Raw genomic sequence first — 18,022 nt, 5'->3', positions numbered from 1 at the left:
CACGCCCCTCGCACCTGTCAAAAAGGTATACACCAATCCGGGTTCATCCCGGCTTCCCTTTTCGGCGGGCAGAACTCTTTGTGTCACCTTGCGTGGGAAGGAATCCGCTCAGTGCCCACCCCCCACCCCCCTCGTCCTCCTTACCCGCCGTCCGGCGGTGATCCGGGCGAATCCGACGCGGCCCTCGCCGCCCGGCTGACCGGTGCCCCGGACGCCGAAGTCGCCCATTCCACGGCCCTGCTGATCGCCCGGCACTGGCAGTCGGCGCACGACTACGCGGTGATCTGCCTCGCCTCCTCGGCGAGCCTTGCGTCCATGGTCACCGCGGCGGCCTTCCATCAGGTCTTCGACCGCCTCACCCTCGGGGAGCCGGGCGATGTGCTGCGGCCGCGGCTGCTGGTGACCGTGCGGGACATCGTCCGGCTGTGGTCGGCCGAGGAACGAATAACGGGGGCACTGCCGGAGTTGCAGAAACCGGCCGGGGGGCGCGGTATGCGGGCCGCGAAGTCCATGACGCCGGAAAACCGCAAGCTGGCCGAGCGCGCATTCCAGGGCCTTCCGGGGCCGGCCCGCACTCTGCTGTGGCACACCGAGGTCGAGGCGGAACCGATCACCTTCCCCGCCGGTCTGCTCGGCATGGATACCGACACCGCGTCGGCCACCCTGGAACAGGCCCGGGACAAATTCCGCGAGGGCTGTGTACGGGCCCATCAGCAACTCGCGCCGTCCAAGGACTGCGGCTTCTACAACCGCCTCCTCGATGTCCCGATCCGCCGCGGCGGCGCCCTGCTGCCGGACGTCCAGCAGCATCTGGCGGAGTGCCGCTACTGCCGGGACGCCGCCGAACAGCTCAGCCATTTCGAGGGCGCGCTGGACGTCCTGCTCGCCGAGGCCGTGCTCGGCTGGGGCAGCCGCCGCTATCTCGACTCCCGGCCCGGCCGCACCCCGCACCGATCGCGCACCCGCGCCGCCGCCCGGCACTCCGCCCGCGCCCGCAACGCCGCACGCCACCGCGTCCTCGCCCGCTTCCCCAAAATGACCGGGCGCCCCTCCCGGGCGCTGCGCACGGGCGTGGGCATCGCCGGCGCCGCCCTGCTCGGCACCGTCCTCGCCACCAGCCTGTCGTCCTACGACGGTGAGACCGACCCCACGGCCTCCGCGGGCGCCACCGACGGCACCGGCACGGCACCCGGCACCGGCACCCAGGCCCAGCCCACGCCGCCCGGCACCGCCCAACTCCCCACCGCGCCCCGGCAGACCCGGCTGCGCAACGCCGCGAACGAGCTGTGCCTCGACATCCGCGACGAGGCCGAGGAGGGGGCCGGGGCCGTACTGGCGGCGTGCTCGTCCGAACCGACCCAGCAGTGGTCGTACGAGAACGACGGGCTGCTGCGCAGCGTGGCCGATCCCGGGCTGTGCCTGGACTCGCGCGCGGACGCCGGTGTCGTCATCCTCGGCACGTGCGCCGACGGCGACGACGAGCGCGCCGACGACGTGCGGTACGACCTCACCGTCCGGGGCGAGCTGCTGCCCCGCTGGGACGAGCAGCTCGCGCTCGCCACCACGACCGGGGACCCCGGCGCCGACATTGTCGTCAAGGTGCGCGACGGATCCGACGCCCAGCGGTGGCTGACCGACCCGCAGCCGGCCGACGCCGGCTCCCTGTCGGTCGCGGAGACGGGCGACCCGTCGGCGCGGCAGGCGGGGTTGGGGAGCGGGTCCTAGCGGCGACCGGCGGGCACGGTTGCCGTGCCCGTGGCCCTGGCCGACGTTCCGTGTCGGCCAGGGTTTCGCGTTTACGTCCGTTTTGCATCCGTTTTGATTGCTATCAGGCGGGATCCTCCACGAGGTCCGCCGCGCCGACGGTCCCGGGTGTGGCGTGGCCCGACAGGGCGAGGGTGAGGTCGAGTTCGGCGAGCAGGCAGCGGATCACGTGCTCCACGCCCGCCTGACCGTCGAGCGCGAGACCGTAGACGTACGGCCGTCCGACCAGGACCGCCCGCGCGCCGAGCGCGAGCGCCTTGAAGACGTCGTCACCGGTGCGCACCCCGCTGTCGAACAGCACCGTCAGCCGGTCGCCGACCGCCGCCACGACGCCGGGCAGCGCGTCGGCGGCCGCGATGGCACCGGCCACCTGTCGGCCGCCGTGGTTGGACACCACCACGCCGTCCATTCCGGCGTCGACGGCCTGCCGGGCGTCGTCGGGGTGCAGGACGCCCTTCAGGACGATCGGGCCGTCCCAGTTCTCCCGCAGGAACGCCAGGTCCGGCCAGGTCTTGGCGGGGTCGGCGAACATGCCGACGAAGTGCATCACCGCCGCGTTCGGATCCTCGTGCACCGGCTTGGCGAGGCCAGCCTGGAACGCCGGGTCCGAGAAGTAGTTGGCGGTGCCCACCCCGTGCAGGAACGGCAGATACGCCTGGTCCAGGTCGCGGGGCCGCCAGGCGAGCAGCGGTGTGTCCAGCGTGACGACCAGGACGCTGAACCCGGCCGCCTTCGCTCGGTTGAGGAAACTCCGGGTCACCTCGCGGTCCTTGGCCCAGTACAGCTGGAACCAGCGCTCGGCGTCGCCCATCGCCTCCGCGACCTGCTCGATGGGCGTGCTGGACGCCGACGACAGCACATACGGCACGCCCTGCGCGGCGGCCGCCCGGGCGGCGGCGCACTCCGCGTCCGGGTGCATGATCGACAGCACGCCGACCGGCGCCAGTGCCAGCGGCGCGGGCAGCGCGCGGCCCAGCACCTCGACCGACAGATCCCGCTCGTGCACGGCCCGCAGCATGCGTGGCACGATCCGACGGCGTCGCAGGGCCGCCCGGTTGGCGCGGGCCGTGCTGCCGTCGCCGGCGCTGCCCGCGACGTAGCCGACGGGTCCGGGGCCGAGCCGCTGCGCGGTGAGCTCCTCCAGCCGGGTCAGATCGGTGGGCAGCCGGGGTACGGCTCCCGTCATCCCGTTCAGATAGATCTCGTACTGGAAGTCGGCCCAGTGCTTCGCCATCGCCAGGTCCCCGCCTCTCGCCGTCGAGCCGCGTCGTCCCGACGATACTGGCGAGTAAGGGCAGGTCACGTCCAGCGGTGAACCCTCACTCCCTCCCTCCCAGCCGACTGATGCAGGATCTCGGCCAGTTCGCGCGGCCGGGAGAGCATCGGCCAGTGCCCGGTGTCCATTCGCACCAGCTCCCAGCGCTCACTGCCGAGCAACTCGCGCACGGGATCCAGGGGTTCCTCCCCGTCGAGCAGACACTTGATGTACGTCGTCGGCAGCTCGGCGAGGGAGCGGGTCAGGACCGCCGGTTCGGTGAGCGTCGCGCCGGGATGCGGGGTCGCGTCCCGCAGGAGTCTGGCGATCTGGTCGTCCGTCAGATCCTGGCCCGCGCAGTCGTCGGCGGTGAGGGGCGGCCAGAAGCCGTCGTGCTTCTCGATCGCCGCCCGCACGGGATCGCTCGGCCACCCCGACAGGAAGGTCTCCCCGTCGACGGGGACGTTGGCGTCCACGAACACCACCCGGGCCAGCCGGTCGCCGATCCGCTCGGCGGCCTGGCCGGCCGGGACACCGGAGTAACTGTGCCCGACGAGCACGACGTCCCGCAGGTCCAGACGCTCGACCTCGTCGACGATGTCCTGGACATGGGTCTGCTGCCCGGCCGGCACGCCCCGCTTCTCGGCGAGACCGGACAGGGTCAGCGGATGCACCCCGTACCCGGCCCCCCGCAGCTCCCCCGCCACCTCGTCCCACGCCCACGCCCCCAGCCACGCACCTGCCACAAGCACGAATTCGGTCATGGCGGCAACGTAGCGCGGGGCACTGACAATCGCCGGTGATCGGCGGCACGGGGAGCCCACGAACTGGCCGGGATGTTGGTGAACAGCACGCCGATGACCGCGAAGACCCACCGCGCGGTCATGCCGCGCCAGTTCCAGCCGTGCGCGAACCAGTAACGGCCGCCCCGCTGGCGGCGGTTGAAGACCTGTCGCGCCTCCGGGTCGTACCAGCCTCGGGCGATTCGACCACCGTCATCGATCACTCTCCATCCTTGGTGGTCTCCTTCGGGGGCTCGGCGTCGGGTCCCTGCGACCGTACGCGTTGGACGTGTTCGAGGGAGTCCCGTAGTTCGGTCAGCCAGTCGTCGGTGTGGCGTTGGACCAGGCGCACGCACCAGGCGAGCGCGTCGCTGCGGCTGCGGGCGACGCCGCCGGCGATCAGGGTGTCCAGGACCTGGCGTTCGGGCTGCCGCAGTCGGGTCATGACCGGTGCCGCGATGTGCGTGAACAGCGCCCGCTGCCCGCCGCACTCCACGCCCCAGGACACCTTCCGGCGGAACCGGTGCTCGGCCTCGCGGGCCACCGCGATCCGGTCCTCCCGCGTGCGTTCCCGGAACTCCTCGATACGCCCCTGTACGGCCGCCTCCCGCTCACCCGACGAGGCGTCCTCCGCCAGCCGGGGTTCGAGGATACGGCCGATCACGGTGATCTCCTCGCGGTCGACCGTCACCTCGGTCAGTTCCTCGAAGAGGTCGTCGGGCAGCCGGCCGGCGAACCAGCCGCGCAGTTTCTCTTGCTGGTCTTTCGTAATCATGTAATGACCATTACGCGGCCCGCCCATGAACACAAGGGGTCAAAACGGACTACGCTCAAGGCGCATCCGGAATGTTTCAGGCCGATTAAAGAACCGCAGAGATCCAGCCATCCGGCCACGCGGGGCGATCAAGAGCCGCGTCCCGGGCCGGTTGTAACGTTCGAATTCCGTGACTTCACGCCACTGTTTCAACACGCAATGTTACTGAAACACGTGGGGTGGAGGTGAGTTTCGGCGCCGGACTCGGCAGACTCGCGCTCGCCGGTCGGGCACCGACCACAAGCCGGTCCGGCGACTCATGCAATCGAGCGGAAGGATGCACACAATGCGGAACCCCGCGCGCTGGGCAGCGACCCTCGGCCTCACGGCCACAGCCGTCTGCGGACCCCTGACCGGAGCCGCGCACGCCGCCCCCGCCGCCACACCGGCCTCGCTCTACGCCCCGTCCGCCCTGGTGCTCACCACGGGCCACGGCGAGAGCTCGGCCACCGTCACCCCCGAGCGCGCGGTGACGCTGAACTGCGCCCCGACGGCTTCCGGTACGCACCCGAACGCCGCCGCGGCCTGTGCCGAACTGCGCGGTGTCGACGGGAACTTCGACGCCCTGGAGAGCAAAACTGGCGTGTGGTGCACCCGGGAATACAACCCCGTGGTCGTCCGGGTCGACGGGGTCTGGCAGGGCCAGTACGTCTCCTATGAGCGCACCTTCGGTAACGAGTGCGTGAAGAACTCGTACGGGGCGAGCGTCTTCGCGTTCTGAGGGACCGGGATCGCATGGTCTCCGTGAATGCCGCGAGCGACCCGCAGTTGGGGAGTGCGGGCCGTCGTCGCGGGGACCCTGTGGTCTCGCCCCAGGGGTCGGCCGGGCGGAGTGGGGCCGCCCGCCGACCCCTGGGATCACTCGTCGGACGGCTGCGCCCGGTCCCGGTGGCTGGTGTCGCACCAGGGGTAGCGGCGGCTGCGCCGGCAGGTGCACAGCGCGACCCGGAAGCGGTCGGAGGAAACGGTCGTACCGTCCTCCAGCTCCACTTCCACCGGGCCCTCCACCAGCAGGGGGCCACGGCGCTGGACGGTGATCCGGCGCGGGGCGTCAGACGGGGAGTTCGGCACGGACGACCACCAGCTCTTCCTTGTCCTCGGCGGCGGACAGCAGCCCCCGCTCCCGCAGCCAGCCCTGTCGCTCCCGCAGTACGGGACCGAAGGCGATCCGGCGACGACGGATCACGCTCGACTTCAGGCCCGCCGCGCGCAGCAGCTCCAGGGTCCGCTCGGGTCCGCTGAGGGCCGAGTGGACGACCAGCAGGACTCCGCCCGGGCGCAGCAGGGCGGGCGCCTCCCGGCAGATCCGGTCCAGGACCAGCCGGCCGTCGCGGCCCGCGTCCCACGCCCGGGCCGTACCGCGCGGCGTCGAGCGCCCGTCCGGCGCGGGCACGTACGGCGGGTTGGCCAGAATCAGGTCGAACGTCTGTCCGCGCACGGGGTCGAAGAGGTTCCCGTGCAGGATGCGGACCGGCACCCTGGACAGCCAGGCGTTGATCCGGGCCGCGACCACCGCCCGCCACGACACGTCTACGGCCGTCACCCGCATCCCACGCCGCGCGGCATGCAGCGCCAGCGCGCCCGTGCCGGTGCCCACGTCGAGCACGTCCACACCCTGCGCGAGCGTCTCCTCGGACAGGGCCTCGGCCAGCAGGGCGGTGTCTTCCTGGGGCGTGTAGACGCCGGGCGGCACCAGAGGCTTCACTCCGGCCAGGTACCCCGGTATTCAGGAAATATGGGATTTTTCGGATGGGAGCGGGGTGCGCATCGACGACTTCCCCGCCCGCCAGCCGGTGAGCAGGCGCTCGGCGAGGCGGTCCTCGACATACCCCGTGGCGTCGATACCGAAGGCGATGTCGCAGGCCAGCCACGGTTCCTCTTCCAGCAAGCCGCCGATGACGTCGTGCCGAACGACCTGCTCGTGGACGGCGTCGGCCTCCACGTGCTCGTCGTAGAAGTGCTCGGCGGCCGGTCCCGCCCCGGTCCGGCGCATGGCCTCGGCGAGCCGCCGGGAACCCGGTGACGAGGTGACCTCCACGGCGGCGAAGTGGCCCACCAGGGCACCTCGCAGGGAGCGGTGCAGGCCGAACAGGGACATGAGGTTCACCGTGGTGAGGGCCTCGGCGCAGGCCCCGTCGAGGTAGTGCCCGTACGTCGTGTCCAGGCCCAGGTCCGTCATGAGGTCGGCGAACAGGCGGGCGTGGACCCGGTCGGCGCGGCCGCCGCCGAACTCGTCGAACTCCACCGCCGCCATCGCCGCCTTCGCCCTGCCCCACAGCCGAGGCAGCACCCAGGCGTGCGGATCCGCCTCCTTGAGGTGGTACAGGGAGCGCTGGGCCGCGTACTCGCGCAGTTGCCACAGCTCGCCCTTGTCGCGCAGGTAGTGGGTGACGCCGGTGCCGTCGACCGGCTCGACGAGGATCTCCGCGAGGGCCTCCTCGACGCCGTCGTGCACCGGCGTGTCTGCCCGCAGGGCGGTCAGGAAGCGGTCCTCCAGTGCGGCGCGGGTGCGCAGCAGGTCGGGGTCCCACTCGCGGTCCTCGGGCACGCCCGCGAAGCCTCGGTAGTGGAGTTCGTAGCAGAGGTAGAGGGCAAGCTGGACGTCGTCGCCGTACGCGGCCGCGCCCGCGATCTCCTCGTCGCCGGGCAGCGGACCCGTACCCCGCAGGTACTCCATGACTGCGGCGGACAGCGGGCCGCGGGCGGACGGCAGCCGTGGTTCCTGGTGGTCGTGCCTCATGCGGGAGCGAGTACCCGGGTGACAGCGGTCCTCCCACCCGACTGGCACCCGGCTTCACGGGTACCCCTGAGCCCCATGAAGGCACTAGTGATCAACTGCACGCTCAAGCCGTCCCCGGAGCCCTCGAACACCGAGGCGCTGGCCCGGGTCGTCGTCGAGCAGCTGGAGAAGGACGGTGTGGAGGTCGAGCTGCTGCGCGCCGTCGATCTGGACATCGCGCCGGGCGTGACGAGTGAGCCGATGCGCGAGGGCGACGCCTGGCCGGGCGTCCACGACAAGCTGCTCCAGTCCCGGATCCTGGTCGTCGCCTCGCCGACCTGGCTCGGCCGGCCGTCGTCCGTCGCCCAGCGGGTGCTGGAGCGGATGGACGCGATGCTGTCCGAGACCGACGACGAGGGCAGGCCCGTCGCCTACAACCGGGTCGCCGGGGTGGTCGTCACCGGCAACGAGGACGGCGCGCACCACGTCATCAGCGAGATCTCCGGCGCCCTCGCCGACATCGGCTACACGATCCCCGGCCAGGCGTGGACCTACTGGCACCTCGGCCCGGGCCCCGGCCCCGACTACCTCGACGACGAACGCGGCCGCGACTGGTCCCACCGCACGGGCCGCGCGATGGCGGCCAACCTGACCGGAGTGGCCCGCGCGCTGGCCGCACAGCCGGTGGGGGCGCCGCCCGGGTAGGAGCGTTCGTCAGTCTCCCTGTGACTGCTCCTGCGCCTCCGTGTTGGGCGTGATCGCGTCCCCGGCCTCGCCCCGGTGCCCGGATTCCTCCGGGGACTGCGCGTCGCGGGGCTTGGCGTCCCGGATCTCGCGCAGGACCTTCTCGCGGGCGGTTTCGGCGTGCTCCTCGGGGTTCTTGTCCTCGGGGTGCTTGCCGTTCTGGTCGCTCTTGGTCACGGTGGCTCCTTCCTGAGAGGCCTGAGAGATCTGAGCAGTGGGCGAGGCCGAGAAGTCAGGACGTGGCGGACGCGATCCGCAGCGGTACCGGGTCCGGCGGCACGGCCTCCTCGCTGAGCCGGCAGACCTCCGCCCACCAGGACGCACCGTCCTCGATGTGCCGCAGCAGGACGCCCTCGCGGATCGCCCACGGGCACACGGTGACCGTCTTCAGCCCGGTCACCTTCATCGCCGTGTGCCCGACCACCGCCCCGGCCAGGCTCTGCATGGCGCGCGGTGCGGAGATGCCCGGGAGCTGCGCCCGCTCGGCGGCGGGGAGGGCGGCCAGCCGGGCGACCGCCTCCCGCAGGTCGGCGCGCCGCAGCCGCCGCTCGACGAAGGGCCCGTACCGCCCCGGCGCGGCACCGCACAGGCGGCCCAGCTGCTGGAAAGTCCGCGAGGTGACCACCGCCGACCGCGGCCCCTCCCAGCGGATCCGCGACCCGACGTCCCGCAGCTGGTGCCGGACCTTGCGGCGCAGCGCCCGTACCTGTTCCGGCGACGGCGGATCCTGCTCCGCGAAGAACTCGTGGGTCAGGCGTCCCGCGCCGAGCGGCAGCGAGGCCACGAAGTCCGGCAACCGCCCCCGCCCGAAGGCCACTTCGAGCGAGCCGCCACCGATGTCCAGCAGCGCCAGCGGCCCCGACCGCCAGCCCATCCAGCGCCGGGCGCCGAGGAACGTCAGCTCGGCCTCCACCTCGCCGGGCAGGGTGCACAGCTCCACTCCGGCCCGCGTCCGGACGGTGCGCAGCACCTCCAGACGGTTCGGGGCGCCGCGGACCACCGCCGTGGCGAAGCCCAGCGGACTCGCCGAACCCCACTGGGCCGACGTACGCCTCGCCTCGGCGACCGCCTCCGCCAGTCGTTCGACGGCCTCCTCGGGGATCGCGCCCCCGGGCTTGACGTACTCGGACAGGCGCAGCCGCCACTTGGCGGTGTGCACCGGCAGCGGCACTCCGTCCTCGGCGTCCGCCACCACCAGCCGGACGGTGTTCGACCCCACATCCACCACGCTGATTCGCATGGCCTGGCGGGTACCCGATTACGCCGCACTCCAACGGTCTCCACACCCGTGCGCCGCCCGAAGTGCGCCAGTACGCCGGAGGGGCGCCCCCCGGCAGGGACCGACTACGCCAACTGCCGCCGCACCAGTTCGTGCAGCCGCCCGCCCGTGTCGGCGAGCAACTCTGCCGGCGGCCCCTGCTGGGCGACCTTGCCGTCCTCCATCACGATCACGCGGTCGGCGTCCAGCACCGTCGACAGGCGGTGGGCGATGACGATGCGGGTGGCGTTGAGGGCCTTGGTGCTCTCGATGACCTTGCGCTGCGTCTCGTTGTCGAGGGCGCTGGTCGCCTCGTCGAAGAAGAGGATGCGCGGGCGGCGGATCAGCGCCTGCGCGATCATCAGCCGCTGCCGCTGGCCGCCGGAGATGGCCCCGTTGCCCGCGACGATCGTGTGCAGGCCCATGGGCATGCGCTTGATGTCCTCGGCGAGGCCCGCCATCTCGGCCGCCGCCATCGCCTCCTCCGGCGTGTACGGCTCGGTGCCGCAGATGACGTCCAGGATCGACCCGGTGAACGGCTGCGCGTGCTGGAGCACCACCCCGCACTGCCGCCGTACGGCCGACTGGTCGAGCGCCGCCAGGTCCTGGCCGTCGTAGAGGACACTCCCGGAGACCGGCTTGTCGAAGCCGATCAGCAGCCGCAGCAGCGTCGACTTGCCGCAGCCGGACGGCCCGACGATCGCCACGAACTCACCCGCCCGCACCTCGAACGACACGTCGTCCAGGACCAGCGGCCCGTCGTCGGAGTAACGGAACGACAGGCGCCGCGCCTCGACGGCGCCGGTCAGCGGGCCCGGCCGGGTGCTGGCCGTGCGCACCTCCGGCGTCGCCCGGAGCACCGGCTTGATCTGCTCGTACAGCGGCAGCGCGGCCACCAGCGACACAAACGCGCCCGTGATCTGCGTGACCGAGGTGAGCAGCATCGTCACCGAGGTGTTGAAGGCGAGGAAGGCGGCGGCGGACATCGAGCCCCGCGCCGGACCCGCGAGCAGCATGAACATCAGCAGCGAGCACAGCGGCAGATAGATCGCGCCGAGCACGGTGGTGAGGTTCTTGATGCGGCCGAGGCGCTGCTGGAGCTCACGGCTGCGCGCGAACTCCCGCGCCCAGGCGGCGTAGGCGTAGTTCTCGGCCGCCGCCACCCGCAGCTTGGGCAGGCCGCGCAGGGTCTGGAACGCCTGGTTGTTCAGCTTGTTGGTGAGCACCGTCAGGCGCCGCTGCCAGCGCACCTGCCACAGCCCGAGCCCGAGGAAGACACCGGCGATGACGACGAGCATGCCCATCGCGGCCAGCGCCATCGGCACGCTGTACCAGAGCAGCAGACCCAGATTCATCGCACCGACGGTGACGGACTGGGCGACGGTCGGGCCGACTCCCGCGAGCAGTCGCCGAATCGCGCTGATGCCCATGGCCGCACTGGCCAGCTCACCGGTGGAGCGGCCGGTGAAGAACTTCGTCGGGAGCCTCAGCAGCCGGTCCCACACCGCCGGTTGGAGCGTTGCCTCGATACGGCCCTCCAGGCGCAGGATGGTCATGTTCTGCAGCAGCATGAAGGCCGCCGCCGCGACACTGCTGACCATCACCGCCAGACAGACCTGCGCGATCAGCCCCGCCTGCGCCTTCGGCACGAACTCACCCAGCACCTTGCCGGTCGCGATGGGCACCAGCGCGCCGATCGCCACCGTCACCAGCCCGCTGAGCACCAGCCCGATCACATCCCCGCGCGTGCCCCGCATGCAGAAGCGCAGCAACCCGAGCGGGCCCAGCGGGCGTTCCGGCAGCGGCCGGTAGAACATCACCGCGCGCGGCTCGAACTCCGGCGCGTTGGCCTTCTCGATCGGCGTCTCGCGTCCGGTCGCCGGATGCACCGCCACATAGCCGCCACGCCGCCACAGCAGCGCGACCGGCGCCCCCGACAGGGCCCGGTGGCCCACCAGCGGGCCCACGTTGTCGCGCCACCAACTGCCGTCCAGCCGCACCGCGCGGGTACGGACGCGCGAGGCGAGGGCGATGCGCTCGACCGGGTCGAGACGGTCGCTCTCGGTGCCGCCGTGCCCGGGGTCGGCGAGGACGATCCCGGCCGCCCCGGCGACGAGCTTGCACACCGCGTACGTGGCGTCCGCGTCGGCGGCCGTCGTGCGCTTGGCCGACGGCTTGCCGATCGCCGCGAGCAGCGTCCGGTCGGCCTGCGCGCGTACCTGCTCACCGGCCTTGATACCGGCGGCCGTACGCGTCTCGTGGGTGCGCTCCAGCTGCTCGATCCAGCGGTCCAGCGTGGTCAGCAGGCGGTACTGCTGATCGACCATGCTCTGCCAGACCGCCGGGTCCATCAACAGGTCGGCGGCCGCCTCCGCGCCGTAGAGCGAGCCGTACTGGACGCTGCCGGGCGGCACCTGCATCCAGAACACGTCGTCGTCGGTCATCTCGGCGGCCCGCTCACCGGCCGTCGGCGCCTGGAAGAGGATCGACAGGCCGCGGCCGACGCCGAGCGCGAGGGCGTACTCCAGCGGGCTCGTCGTGGGCGGCACGTACTGGGGGTTGCCGTACTCGTCGTACGACCACGTCTGCGTCTGCGCGGGCTGGTACAACTCGCGCAGCCCGATGCGGTGCACCACGCAGTCCCGCACCGGGCGGGCGATCAGCGTGTGCTGCGGGCCCGCGACCGGGCCGAGCAGCAGCGAGCCCGCCTCCAAGCGGCCGAGGTGGTGCCAGTGGCCCTGCTGGGCGGCGTCCACCGCGAACAGGTCGAGGGCACCCGCCGCGACCAGCCACAGCACCTGCGGCCCCTGAAGGTCCAGGCGGCTGAACCCGGCGCAGTCGATGGGCGTGCCCACCGAGCCGAGGGCGCCGAGGACGTAGTCGTCGCCGTGCACGGTCGTCATCTCACCGCTCCCTGACCAGCGCCGCGTACGCGCCGCCGCGCGCCACCAGCTCGTCGTGCCGGCCGCGCTCCACGATCGTGCCGTGCTGGAGTACGACGATCTCGTCGCTGTCCCGCACGGTGCTGAGCCGGTGTGCGATCACCACGCAGGCGCAGCCGCGCCGGCGCAGGTTGTCCATGACGGCCAGCTCGGTCTCGGCGTCGAGCGCGCTGGTCACCTCGTCCAGCACGAGGATGCTGGGCCGGCGCACCAACGCCCGGGCGATCTCCAGGCGTTGGCGCTGGCCGCCGGAGAAGTTGCGGCCGTCCTGCTCGACCCGGCTGTGGATGCCGCCGGGGCGGCGCAGCACGACGTCGTGGAGCGCGGCGTCCTTCAGCGCCTCCACCACCGCCTCGTCGGGGATGGACGGGTCCCACAGCGCCACGTTGTCCCGGACCGAGCCCTCGAACAGGAACACGTCCTGGTCGACGAAGGACACGGAGGCCGCGAGCGCACCGCGCGGGATGTCCTCAAGGCGCTGCCCGTCGATACGGATCACGCCCTCCCACGGCGTGTACAGGCCCGAGATCAGCCGGGAGACCGTCGACTTGCCGCTGCCCGAGCCGCCGACGAGCGCGACCTGCTGACCCGGCCCGACGGTCAGGTCGAAGCCGGTGAGCAGGGGCTTGTCGAGGGGGCTGTAGCCGAAGGTGATGTTCTGCAGCTCGACGTGGCCGTGCAGACGGCGGGTGGAGTCGCCGCCCGCCCGGTCGTACAGCGGGTCGGTGCGGAAGTTCTCCACGTCCTTCAGCCGGGCCACGTCCGCCGCGAAGTCCTGGATGCGGCCCGCGACGCCGTTGAGCCGGGTCAGCGGGGCGGTGAAACGGGTGACCAGCGCCTGGAAGGCGACCAGCAGGCCGACGGAGATATGGCCCTCGATCGCGCGCATGCCGCCGATCCACAGGATCAGCGCGCTGTTCAGCGTGGCGAGCGTCGGCGCGACCACGCCCAGCCAGGCGCTCGGCACGCCGAGCCGCTGCTGTTCCTCCAAGGTGGTGGCGTGCTGTCCGGCCCACTTGCGGAAGTAGCCGTCCTCGCCGCCGGTCGCCTTCATCGTCTCGATCAGCTGAAGACCGGTGTACGCGGTGTTGGTGAGCCGGGCGTTGTCCGCGCGCAGCTTGGCCGTACGGGTCGCGCGCAGGCGGATGACCACCCGCATGGCGACGATGTTCAGCAGCGCCACGCCGATGCCGACGAAGGTGAGCTGCGGGTCGTAGGTGTAGAGGAGCACGGCGTAGAGCACGACGACCACCGCGTCCACGCCCGCCGCCGCCAGGTCACGCGCCAGCGTCTCGGCCACCGCGTCGTTGGACTGCAGGCGCTGCACCAGGTCGGCGGGGCTGCGCTGGGAGAAGAAGGTGACCGGCAGGCGCAGCAGATGGCGCAGGAAGCGGGCGCTGGAGAGGGTGGAGGAGATGATGCGGCCGTGGTGCAGGTTGGCCTGTTGCAGCCAGGTCAGCACCAGCGTGAGCAGCACACAGGCGCCCATGGACGCGAACAGCACGTTCAGCAGCGAGGTCTGCCCGCCGATCAGGAACATGTCGATGTAGGTCCGGCTGAGCGCGGGCACGGCCGCGCCGACCACCACCAGCAGCAGGCTCGCCAGCACGGCGGCCGGCATGGTGCCTGCGGTGCCGCGCAGCCGGGCGGGCATCGCGCCCCAGACGCCCGGCTTGCGCCCGCCCCGCGTGAAGCCGTCGCCGGGCTCCATCGTGAGGACGACGCCGGTGAAGCTGCCGTCGAAGTCCTCCATCGGCACGAAACGTCGGCCCTTGCCGGGGTCGTTGATGAACACCCCGCGGCGGCCGAAGCGGCGGCCCATGCCGTCGTAGACGACGTAGTGGTTGAACTCCCAGAACAGGATGGCCGGCACTTTCACCTCGGCGAGGGCGGCCAGGTCCATCTGCATGCCCTTGGCGGTCAGGCCGTAACTGCGCGCCGCCTTCAGCAGATTGCTGGCGCGCGAGCCGTCGCGGGAGACACCGCAGGCGATGCGCAGCTCCTCCAGCGGGACATGCTTGCCGTAGTGGCCGAGCACCATGGCGAGGGAAGCGGCGCCGCACTCGACGGCCTCCATCTGGAGCACGGTGGGGGTGCGGACGGTCTTGCGGCGGCCCTTGGGGACGGTGCGCTTGGGCGGGGCGGCCCGGCGCCGGCCCCGGGTTTCCGGTGCGGCGGTGGTCACGGCAGCAGCCAATCGACGGGACGCTGACCGGCCAGCCGGATCGAGCCCGTGGCCATCGTCATGGAGGTGAGGGGGTACGGCGGTCCGTCCGCCGACGACCACTTGTAGCCGCTCTCGGTGCCGGACGACTTGTCGAGGCGGACCAGTACGGCGACCGGGCGGCCGTCCTTGGTGAACTGCTCGCCGAGCTGGCTGTCGCCGAGGAACGCGGCGATCTCCTGCGGCGACTGCGGGGAGCGGTCCACGGACTTCACATGGCCGCGCAGGACGCCGTACTCCTGGGTGGGGACCGTCTGCACGGTCAGGTCCACGGCCGCGTTCGCGGGGATGGAGCCGGCGTTCTCGGCGGGCACGTACACCGTGGCGTACAGCGGGTCGTCCGCGTCGGCGACCTTCTCGACGGCGGCGACGTTCGCGCCGGTGGCGATGATCTGGCCGATGGTGGCGGCGAGCGCGGTGAGGCGGCCGGCGGCGATGGTGCGCACGACAGTCTCGCCGTCGTTCGTACGGACCTTCAGCACGGGCGAGTTGGCGGGGAGCCGCTCGCCTTCCTCGGCGAGGATCGCGGTGACCTGGCCCGCGACCGGGCTCTGCAGGACGTAACTGCCCTCGCCGTGGGTGAGGATGGCGGGCGCGCTCACCGTGGAGGTCACCGAGCCGGTCACGGCCCACACGGACGTGGCGGCCATCGCGACCACGGTCACGGACAGCACGAGCCAGCCCTGCGGGCGGGCGAGGCGCACCGGCAGGTCGAGTTCCTCCGGTGACTGGAGCTTGGCGAGGGCCTGTTGGCGGAACTGCACGGAATTTCCCTCACCGGGTGAAGAGCGTTACGACATCCCGTTACGACATCCGAAGAGCCCCGGAGCCGGGAGGCGGCTCCGGGACTCAGCGGCACTGGTGTGCGATCAGAGACCGGCGACCAGGTTGGTGACCGGGGCGGTGTTCAGACCGGTGACACCCTCGACGGTGCCGACGGCCGTGTCGACCAGGCCGGAAACCGGGGCGATGCCATCCACCGCGCCGACGACGGTGTTCACGGCGTTCACGGAGAGGCCGCCGGAGACGTTGTCGAGCTCGGCGTCGGAGATCTCGACGGTCTCAACCTGGGGGGTGGAGTTCATGATGGAACTTCCCTTCGTATGGCAATTTCACAAGGGGGGAGCGGCCCCCTCTGGGGACAGATGGACGGCCGCGACCGCGGGCGCCAGGCAGCGCCCCTGGCCGGGGAGCCCTTCGCGGACCCCGCGGTGCGATGGATCAAAGCACGCGGCGACCGTGGGCTTCCAATCAATCAGCGGCCTCATCAGGGCACTTGAGTCACACCAGCCCCCATCCGTGCAGGTGTGCCCACGGCTTGTAGGCGACTTCTTCACATGCCGCCCGGCATCGCCCCGCACCGACCCCTTGCCGTCCGCTCGCGGAATCCGGCACTCCCGCCCCAAAGGCGTGCCACGGGGCGCGAGATTGTGCAGAACCGCGGGTGCCGGTGACTTGGTTGCGCATTCGATGTGCAGATTCGCTGAAGCGAGGATTCCGCTCATCGTCCGGAACGGACCGTCGCTGATCGATTACCAGCGGTATCGGCCCGGCAGAGGCTCAGAGGGCGGAAGAAGCTTCCGGCGATGGCCGAATCAGTGTCCGTACGGGCGCGCCGCGAACCGGAATTGAACGTCCCGCGCGCCCCCTGCGTACCAGTGGCCATCCAGGCGCCCCTATCAGCTGCCGAGGGACGGTGGCACGGACCCCGTCCTCCAGGAGGTCGAGAACCCTTGAGTCACAAGCGAATTCCGAAGCGCAAGGCCGCGATCGCGGCGGGCAGCGTGGCGGCGCTCGGAGCGGCGGCACTCCTGCTGCCGAACGCCAACGCGTCCCAGGACGGCGCCGAGGACACGGCCGCCGCCCCCAAGACCCTGAAGGCGGGCGACGCATCGGACCTCGCCTCGCAGCTTGCCGGGCTGCTGGGCGACGCCTTCGCCGGCTCCTACTACGACGCCGACAACCAGCAGCTCGTCGTCAACGTGGTCGGCGACAACAACCAGCTGATCATCCAGGCCAAGAAGGCCGGCGCCGCGGTCCGCCAGGTGGAGAACAGCACGTCCGAACTGAAGTCCGCCGCGCAGACGCTGAAGACCGAGGCCACCATCCCGGGCACCGCGTGGGCCGTCGACCCCAGGACCAACAAGATACGGGTCACCGCCGACAGCACGGTCACCGGCGAGAAGTGGGACACGTTGGAGTCGACCGTGCAGAGCCTCGGCTCCGGCATGGCGACCATCCAGAAGTCCGCCGGCACCTTCAAGACGTTCGCCTCCGGCGGCGACGCGATATTCGGCGGCGGCTCCCGCTGCTCGCTCGGCTTCAACGTCACCGCGGGCGACGGCTCCCCGGCCTTCCTGACGGCCGGTCACTGCGGGGTCGCGGTCGCCGAGTGGTCCGACGCGCAGAACGGCGCCCCGATCGCCACCGTCGACCAGGCCGTCTTCCCCGGCGAGGGCGACTTCGCGCTGGTGAAGTACAACGACCCGGCCACCCAGGCGCCGAGCGACGTCAACGTCGGCGGCGGGCAGACCGTCCCGATCCTCCAGGCCGCCGAAGCCGCCGTCGGCCAGCAGGTGTTCCGGATGGGCAGCACCACCGGCCTCGCCGACGGCACGGTCACCGGGCTCGACGCCACGGTCAACTACCCCGAGGGCACGGTCACCGGCCTCATCCAGACCAACGTCTGCGCCGAACCCGGCGACAGCGGCGGCTCGATGTTCACCCAGGACGGCCTCGCCATCGGCCTGACCTCGGGCGGCAGCGGCGACTGCACGGTCGGCGGCGAGACGTTCTTCCAGCCGGTCACTACGGCTCTGGCGGCGGTCGGCGCGACGCTGGGCGCGGGGGGCGTTGGTGGCGCCGGTGAGGGTGCCGGTGCCGGTGAGGGCGTCGGCGAAGGCGCCGGTGCGGGTGAAGGTGTCGGCGACGGCGCCGGTGAAGAGGCCGGTGCGGGCGGCGGTGACGCCGTCGGCGGTGAGCAGGCCGGTGAGGAAGCCGGTGTCGGCGACCAGTCCGGCGTCGAGGACGGCTCCGGGCTGACCGGCACCAACTGATCGGGAGTCGCAAGTCCGATGGTCCGGCCCTTCGGCGGGGGCCGGACCGTGTTCCTCGGCGGGGGCTGGACCGTGTCCCTCGGCGGAGGGCCGGGCAGCGCCCCTCGCGGGGGCCGGACCGTGTTCCTCGGCGGGGGCTGGACCGTGTCCCTCGGCGGAGGGCCGGGCTGCGTGCCTCGCGGGGGCCGGGCCGTGTTCCTCGGCGGGGGCGCCCCTCGCGGGGGCCGGGCTGCGTGCCTCGGCGGGGGCTGGACCGTGTCCCTCGGCGGAGGCCGGGCAGCGCCCCTCGCGGAGGCCGGGCTGCGCCCCTCGTGGTGGCCGGGCCGTGTCCCTCGGAGGAGGCTTGCGGCCGTAGGCCTCGGCCGGACGGCCGGTCCGCATGCCTCGGCGGCAGCCGGGCCGCGTGACTCGGCAGGAGGCCGGGCCGCGTGTCTCGGCAGGAGGCCGGGTCGCCCGGCCGTCCG

16 protein-coding genes and 1 pseudogene are annotated in these 18,022 nt (G+C 72.0%); 4 read left to right on the top strand and 13 right to left on the bottom strand.

Going from position 1 to position 18,022, the window contains the following annotated elements:
- Positions 1 to 111: 111 nt before the first annotated feature.
- A complete protein-coding gene (locus SSP24_RS01185) occupies positions 112 to 1,725 on the top strand; it encodes an RICIN domain-containing protein (RefSeq protein ID WP_141306646.1) in 1,614 nt (537 codons plus the stop codon).
- A 103-nt stretch (positions 1,726 to 1,828) separates the two neighbouring features.
- Here SSP24_RS01185 and SSP24_RS01180 read toward each other — a convergent pair whose 3' ends face one another.
- The 4 genes and pseudogenes from SSP24_RS01180 to abmR form a co-directional block, all read right to left on the bottom strand.
- Positions 1,829 to 2,998, bottom strand: coding sequence for an alpha-hydroxy-acid oxidizing protein (locus tag SSP24_RS01180; RefSeq protein WP_141306645.1), 1,170 nt, complete (start codon positions 2,996 to 2,998; stop codon positions 1,829 to 1,831).
- 65 nt (positions 2,999 to 3,063) lie between these two features.
- Positions 3,064 to 3,783, bottom strand: a complete 720-nt coding sequence (locus tag SSP24_RS01175) for an alpha/beta fold hydrolase (RefSeq protein ID WP_141306644.1) — start codon at positions 3,781 to 3,783, stop codon at positions 3,064 to 3,066.
- Between the two features lie 50 nt (positions 3,784 to 3,833).
- Positions 3,834 to 3,998: pseudogene (locus tag SSP24_RS01170) on the bottom strand (cytosine permease); the annotation flags it as partial.
- Positions 3,999 to 4,021: 23 nt separating this feature from the next.
- Positions 4,022 to 4,576 (bottom strand): ATP-binding transcription factor AbmR, encoded by a 555-nt coding sequence (gene abmR, locus SSP24_RS01165; protein ID WP_141306642.1) that lies wholly within the window; start codon positions 4,574 to 4,576, stop codon positions 4,022 to 4,024.
- A gap of 325 nt (positions 4,577 to 4,901) precedes the next feature.
- Here abmR and SSP24_RS01160 point away from each other — a divergent pair, with 325 nt between their 5' ends.
- Entirely contained in the window at positions 4,902 to 5,336 is a 435-nt protein-coding gene (locus SSP24_RS01160) for a protease inhibitor (protein WP_141306641.1), read from the top strand.
- A gap of 137 nt (positions 5,337 to 5,473) precedes the next feature.
- Here SSP24_RS01160 and SSP24_RS01155 read toward each other — a convergent pair whose 3' ends face one another.
- The 3 genes from SSP24_RS01155 to SSP24_RS01145 are packed head-to-tail and all read right to left on the bottom strand — an operon-like array spanning position 5,474 to position 7,355.
- The gene (locus SSP24_RS01155; protein ID WP_141306640.1) at positions 5,474 to 5,686 is read right to left on the bottom strand and encodes a CDGSH iron-sulfur domain-containing protein; all 213 of its coding nucleotides are present in this window, start codon (positions 5,684 to 5,686) and stop codon (positions 5,474 to 5,476) included.
- The gene (locus SSP24_RS01150) at positions 5,667 to 6,320 is read right to left on the bottom strand and encodes a HemK2/MTQ2 family protein methyltransferase (RefSeq protein ID WP_229864806.1); all 654 of its coding nucleotides are present in this window, start codon (positions 6,318 to 6,320) and stop codon (positions 5,667 to 5,669) included. The genes SSP24_RS01155 and SSP24_RS01150 overlap by 20 nt, the downstream gene beginning before the upstream one ends.
- 21 nt (positions 6,321 to 6,341) lie before the next feature.
- Positions 6,342 to 7,355, bottom strand: coding sequence for an iron-containing redox enzyme family protein (locus SSP24_RS01145; RefSeq protein WP_141306638.1), 1,014 nt, complete (start codon positions 7,353 to 7,355; stop codon positions 6,342 to 6,344).
- A gap of 75 nt (positions 7,356 to 7,430) precedes the next feature.
- On the opposite strand from SSP24_RS01145, the gene SSP24_RS01140 reads away from it, so the two are divergent.
- Positions 7,431 to 8,039: a flavodoxin family protein gene (locus SSP24_RS01140; protein ID WP_141306637.1), complete on the top strand. Its 609-nt coding sequence runs from the start codon at positions 7,431 to 7,433 to the stop codon at positions 8,037 to 8,039.
- 9 nt (positions 8,040 to 8,048) lie between these two features.
- Here SSP24_RS01140 and SSP24_RS01135 read toward each other — a convergent pair whose 3' ends face one another.
- The 6 genes from SSP24_RS01135 to SSP24_RS01110 form a co-directional block, all read right to left on the bottom strand.
- Positions 8,049 to 8,255 carry a hypothetical protein gene (locus SSP24_RS01135; RefSeq protein ID WP_141306636.1) on the bottom strand — a complete coding sequence of 69 codons (207 nt, stop codon included), beginning with the start codon at positions 8,253 to 8,255 and terminating at the stop codon, positions 8,049 to 8,051.
- Between the two features lie 55 nt (positions 8,256 to 8,310).
- Entirely contained in the window at positions 8,311 to 9,318 is a 1,008-nt protein-coding gene (locus SSP24_RS01130) for a Ppx/GppA family phosphatase (RefSeq protein WP_141306635.1), read from the bottom strand.
- 104 nt (positions 9,319 to 9,422) lie between these two features.
- Positions 9,423 to 12,239: an NHLP bacteriocin export ABC transporter permease/ATPase subunit gene (locus SSP24_RS01125; RefSeq protein WP_141306634.1), complete on the bottom strand. Its 2,817-nt coding sequence runs from the start codon at positions 12,237 to 12,239 to the stop codon at positions 9,423 to 9,425.
- Between the two features lies 1 nt (position 12,240).
- Positions 12,241 to 14,463: an NHLP family bacteriocin export ABC transporter peptidase/permease/ATPase subunit gene (locus tag SSP24_RS01120; RefSeq protein ID WP_141306633.1), complete on the bottom strand. Its 2,223-nt coding sequence runs from the start codon at positions 14,461 to 14,463 to the stop codon at positions 12,241 to 12,243.
- Entirely contained in the window at positions 14,460 to 15,266 is an 807-nt protein-coding gene (locus tag SSP24_RS01115; protein ID WP_141306632.1) for an HlyD family efflux transporter periplasmic adaptor subunit, read from the bottom strand. Before SSP24_RS01115 ends, SSP24_RS01120 begins: the two co-directional genes overlap by 4 nt.
- Before the next feature lie 105 nt (positions 15,267 to 15,371).
- Complete coding sequence (locus SSP24_RS01110) at positions 15,372 to 15,587, bottom strand: type A2 lantipeptide (RefSeq protein ID WP_141306631.1); 216 nt, start codon at positions 15,585 to 15,587, stop codon at positions 15,372 to 15,374.
- A gap of 648 nt (positions 15,588 to 16,235) precedes the next feature.
- Here SSP24_RS01110 and SSP24_RS01105 point away from each other — a divergent pair.
- Complete coding sequence (locus tag SSP24_RS01105) at positions 16,236 to 17,558, top strand: S1 family peptidase (protein ID WP_141306630.1); 1,323 nt, start codon at positions 16,236 to 16,238, stop codon at positions 17,556 to 17,558.
- The last annotated feature ends 464 nt before the right edge of the window (positions 17,559 to 18,022 follow it).

Origin of the sequence: Streptomyces spinoverrucosus (assembly GCF_006539505.1) — a bacterium.
GTDB lineage: Bacteria > Actinomycetota > Actinomycetes > Streptomycetales > Streptomycetaceae > Streptomyces > Streptomyces spinoverrucosus.
This window is presented reverse-complemented; position numbering and strand designations above follow the sequence as displayed.

Bases quoted from the DNA above. Each gene is read 5' to 3' on its own strand.
- SSP24_RS01180 (WP_141306645.1), bottom strand. From the start codon at position 2,998: ATGGCGAAGCACTGGGCCGACTTCCAGTACGAGATCTATCTGAACGGG.
- SSP24_RS01175 (WP_141306644.1), bottom strand. From the start codon at position 3,783: ATGACCGAATTCGTGCTTGTGGCAGGTGCGTGGCTGGGGGCGTGGGCG.
- abmR (WP_141306642.1), bottom strand. From the start codon at position 4,576: ATGATTACGAAAGACCAGCAAGAGAAACTGCGCGGCTGGTTCGCCGGC.
- SSP24_RS01160 (WP_141306641.1), top strand. From the start codon at position 4,902: ATGCGGAACCCCGCGCGCTGGGCAGCGACCCTCGGCCTCACGGCCACA.
- SSP24_RS01145 (WP_141306638.1), bottom strand. From the start codon at position 7,355: ATGAGGCACGACCACCAGGAACCACGGCTGCCGTCCGCCCGCGGCCCG.
- SSP24_RS01140 (WP_141306637.1), top strand. From the start codon at position 7,431: ATGAAGGCACTAGTGATCAACTGCACGCTCAAGCCGTCCCCGGAGCCC.
- SSP24_RS01130 (WP_141306635.1), bottom strand. From the start codon at position 9,318: ATGCGAATCAGCGTGGTGGATGTGGGGTCGAACACCGTCCGGCTGGTG.
- SSP24_RS01125 (WP_141306634.1), bottom strand. From the start codon at position 12,239: ATGACGACCGTGCACGGCGACGACTACGTCCTCGGCGCCCTCGGCTCG.
- SSP24_RS01110 (WP_141306631.1), bottom strand. From the start codon at position 15,587: ATGAACTCCACCCCCCAGGTTGAGACCGTCGAGATCTCCGACGCCGAG.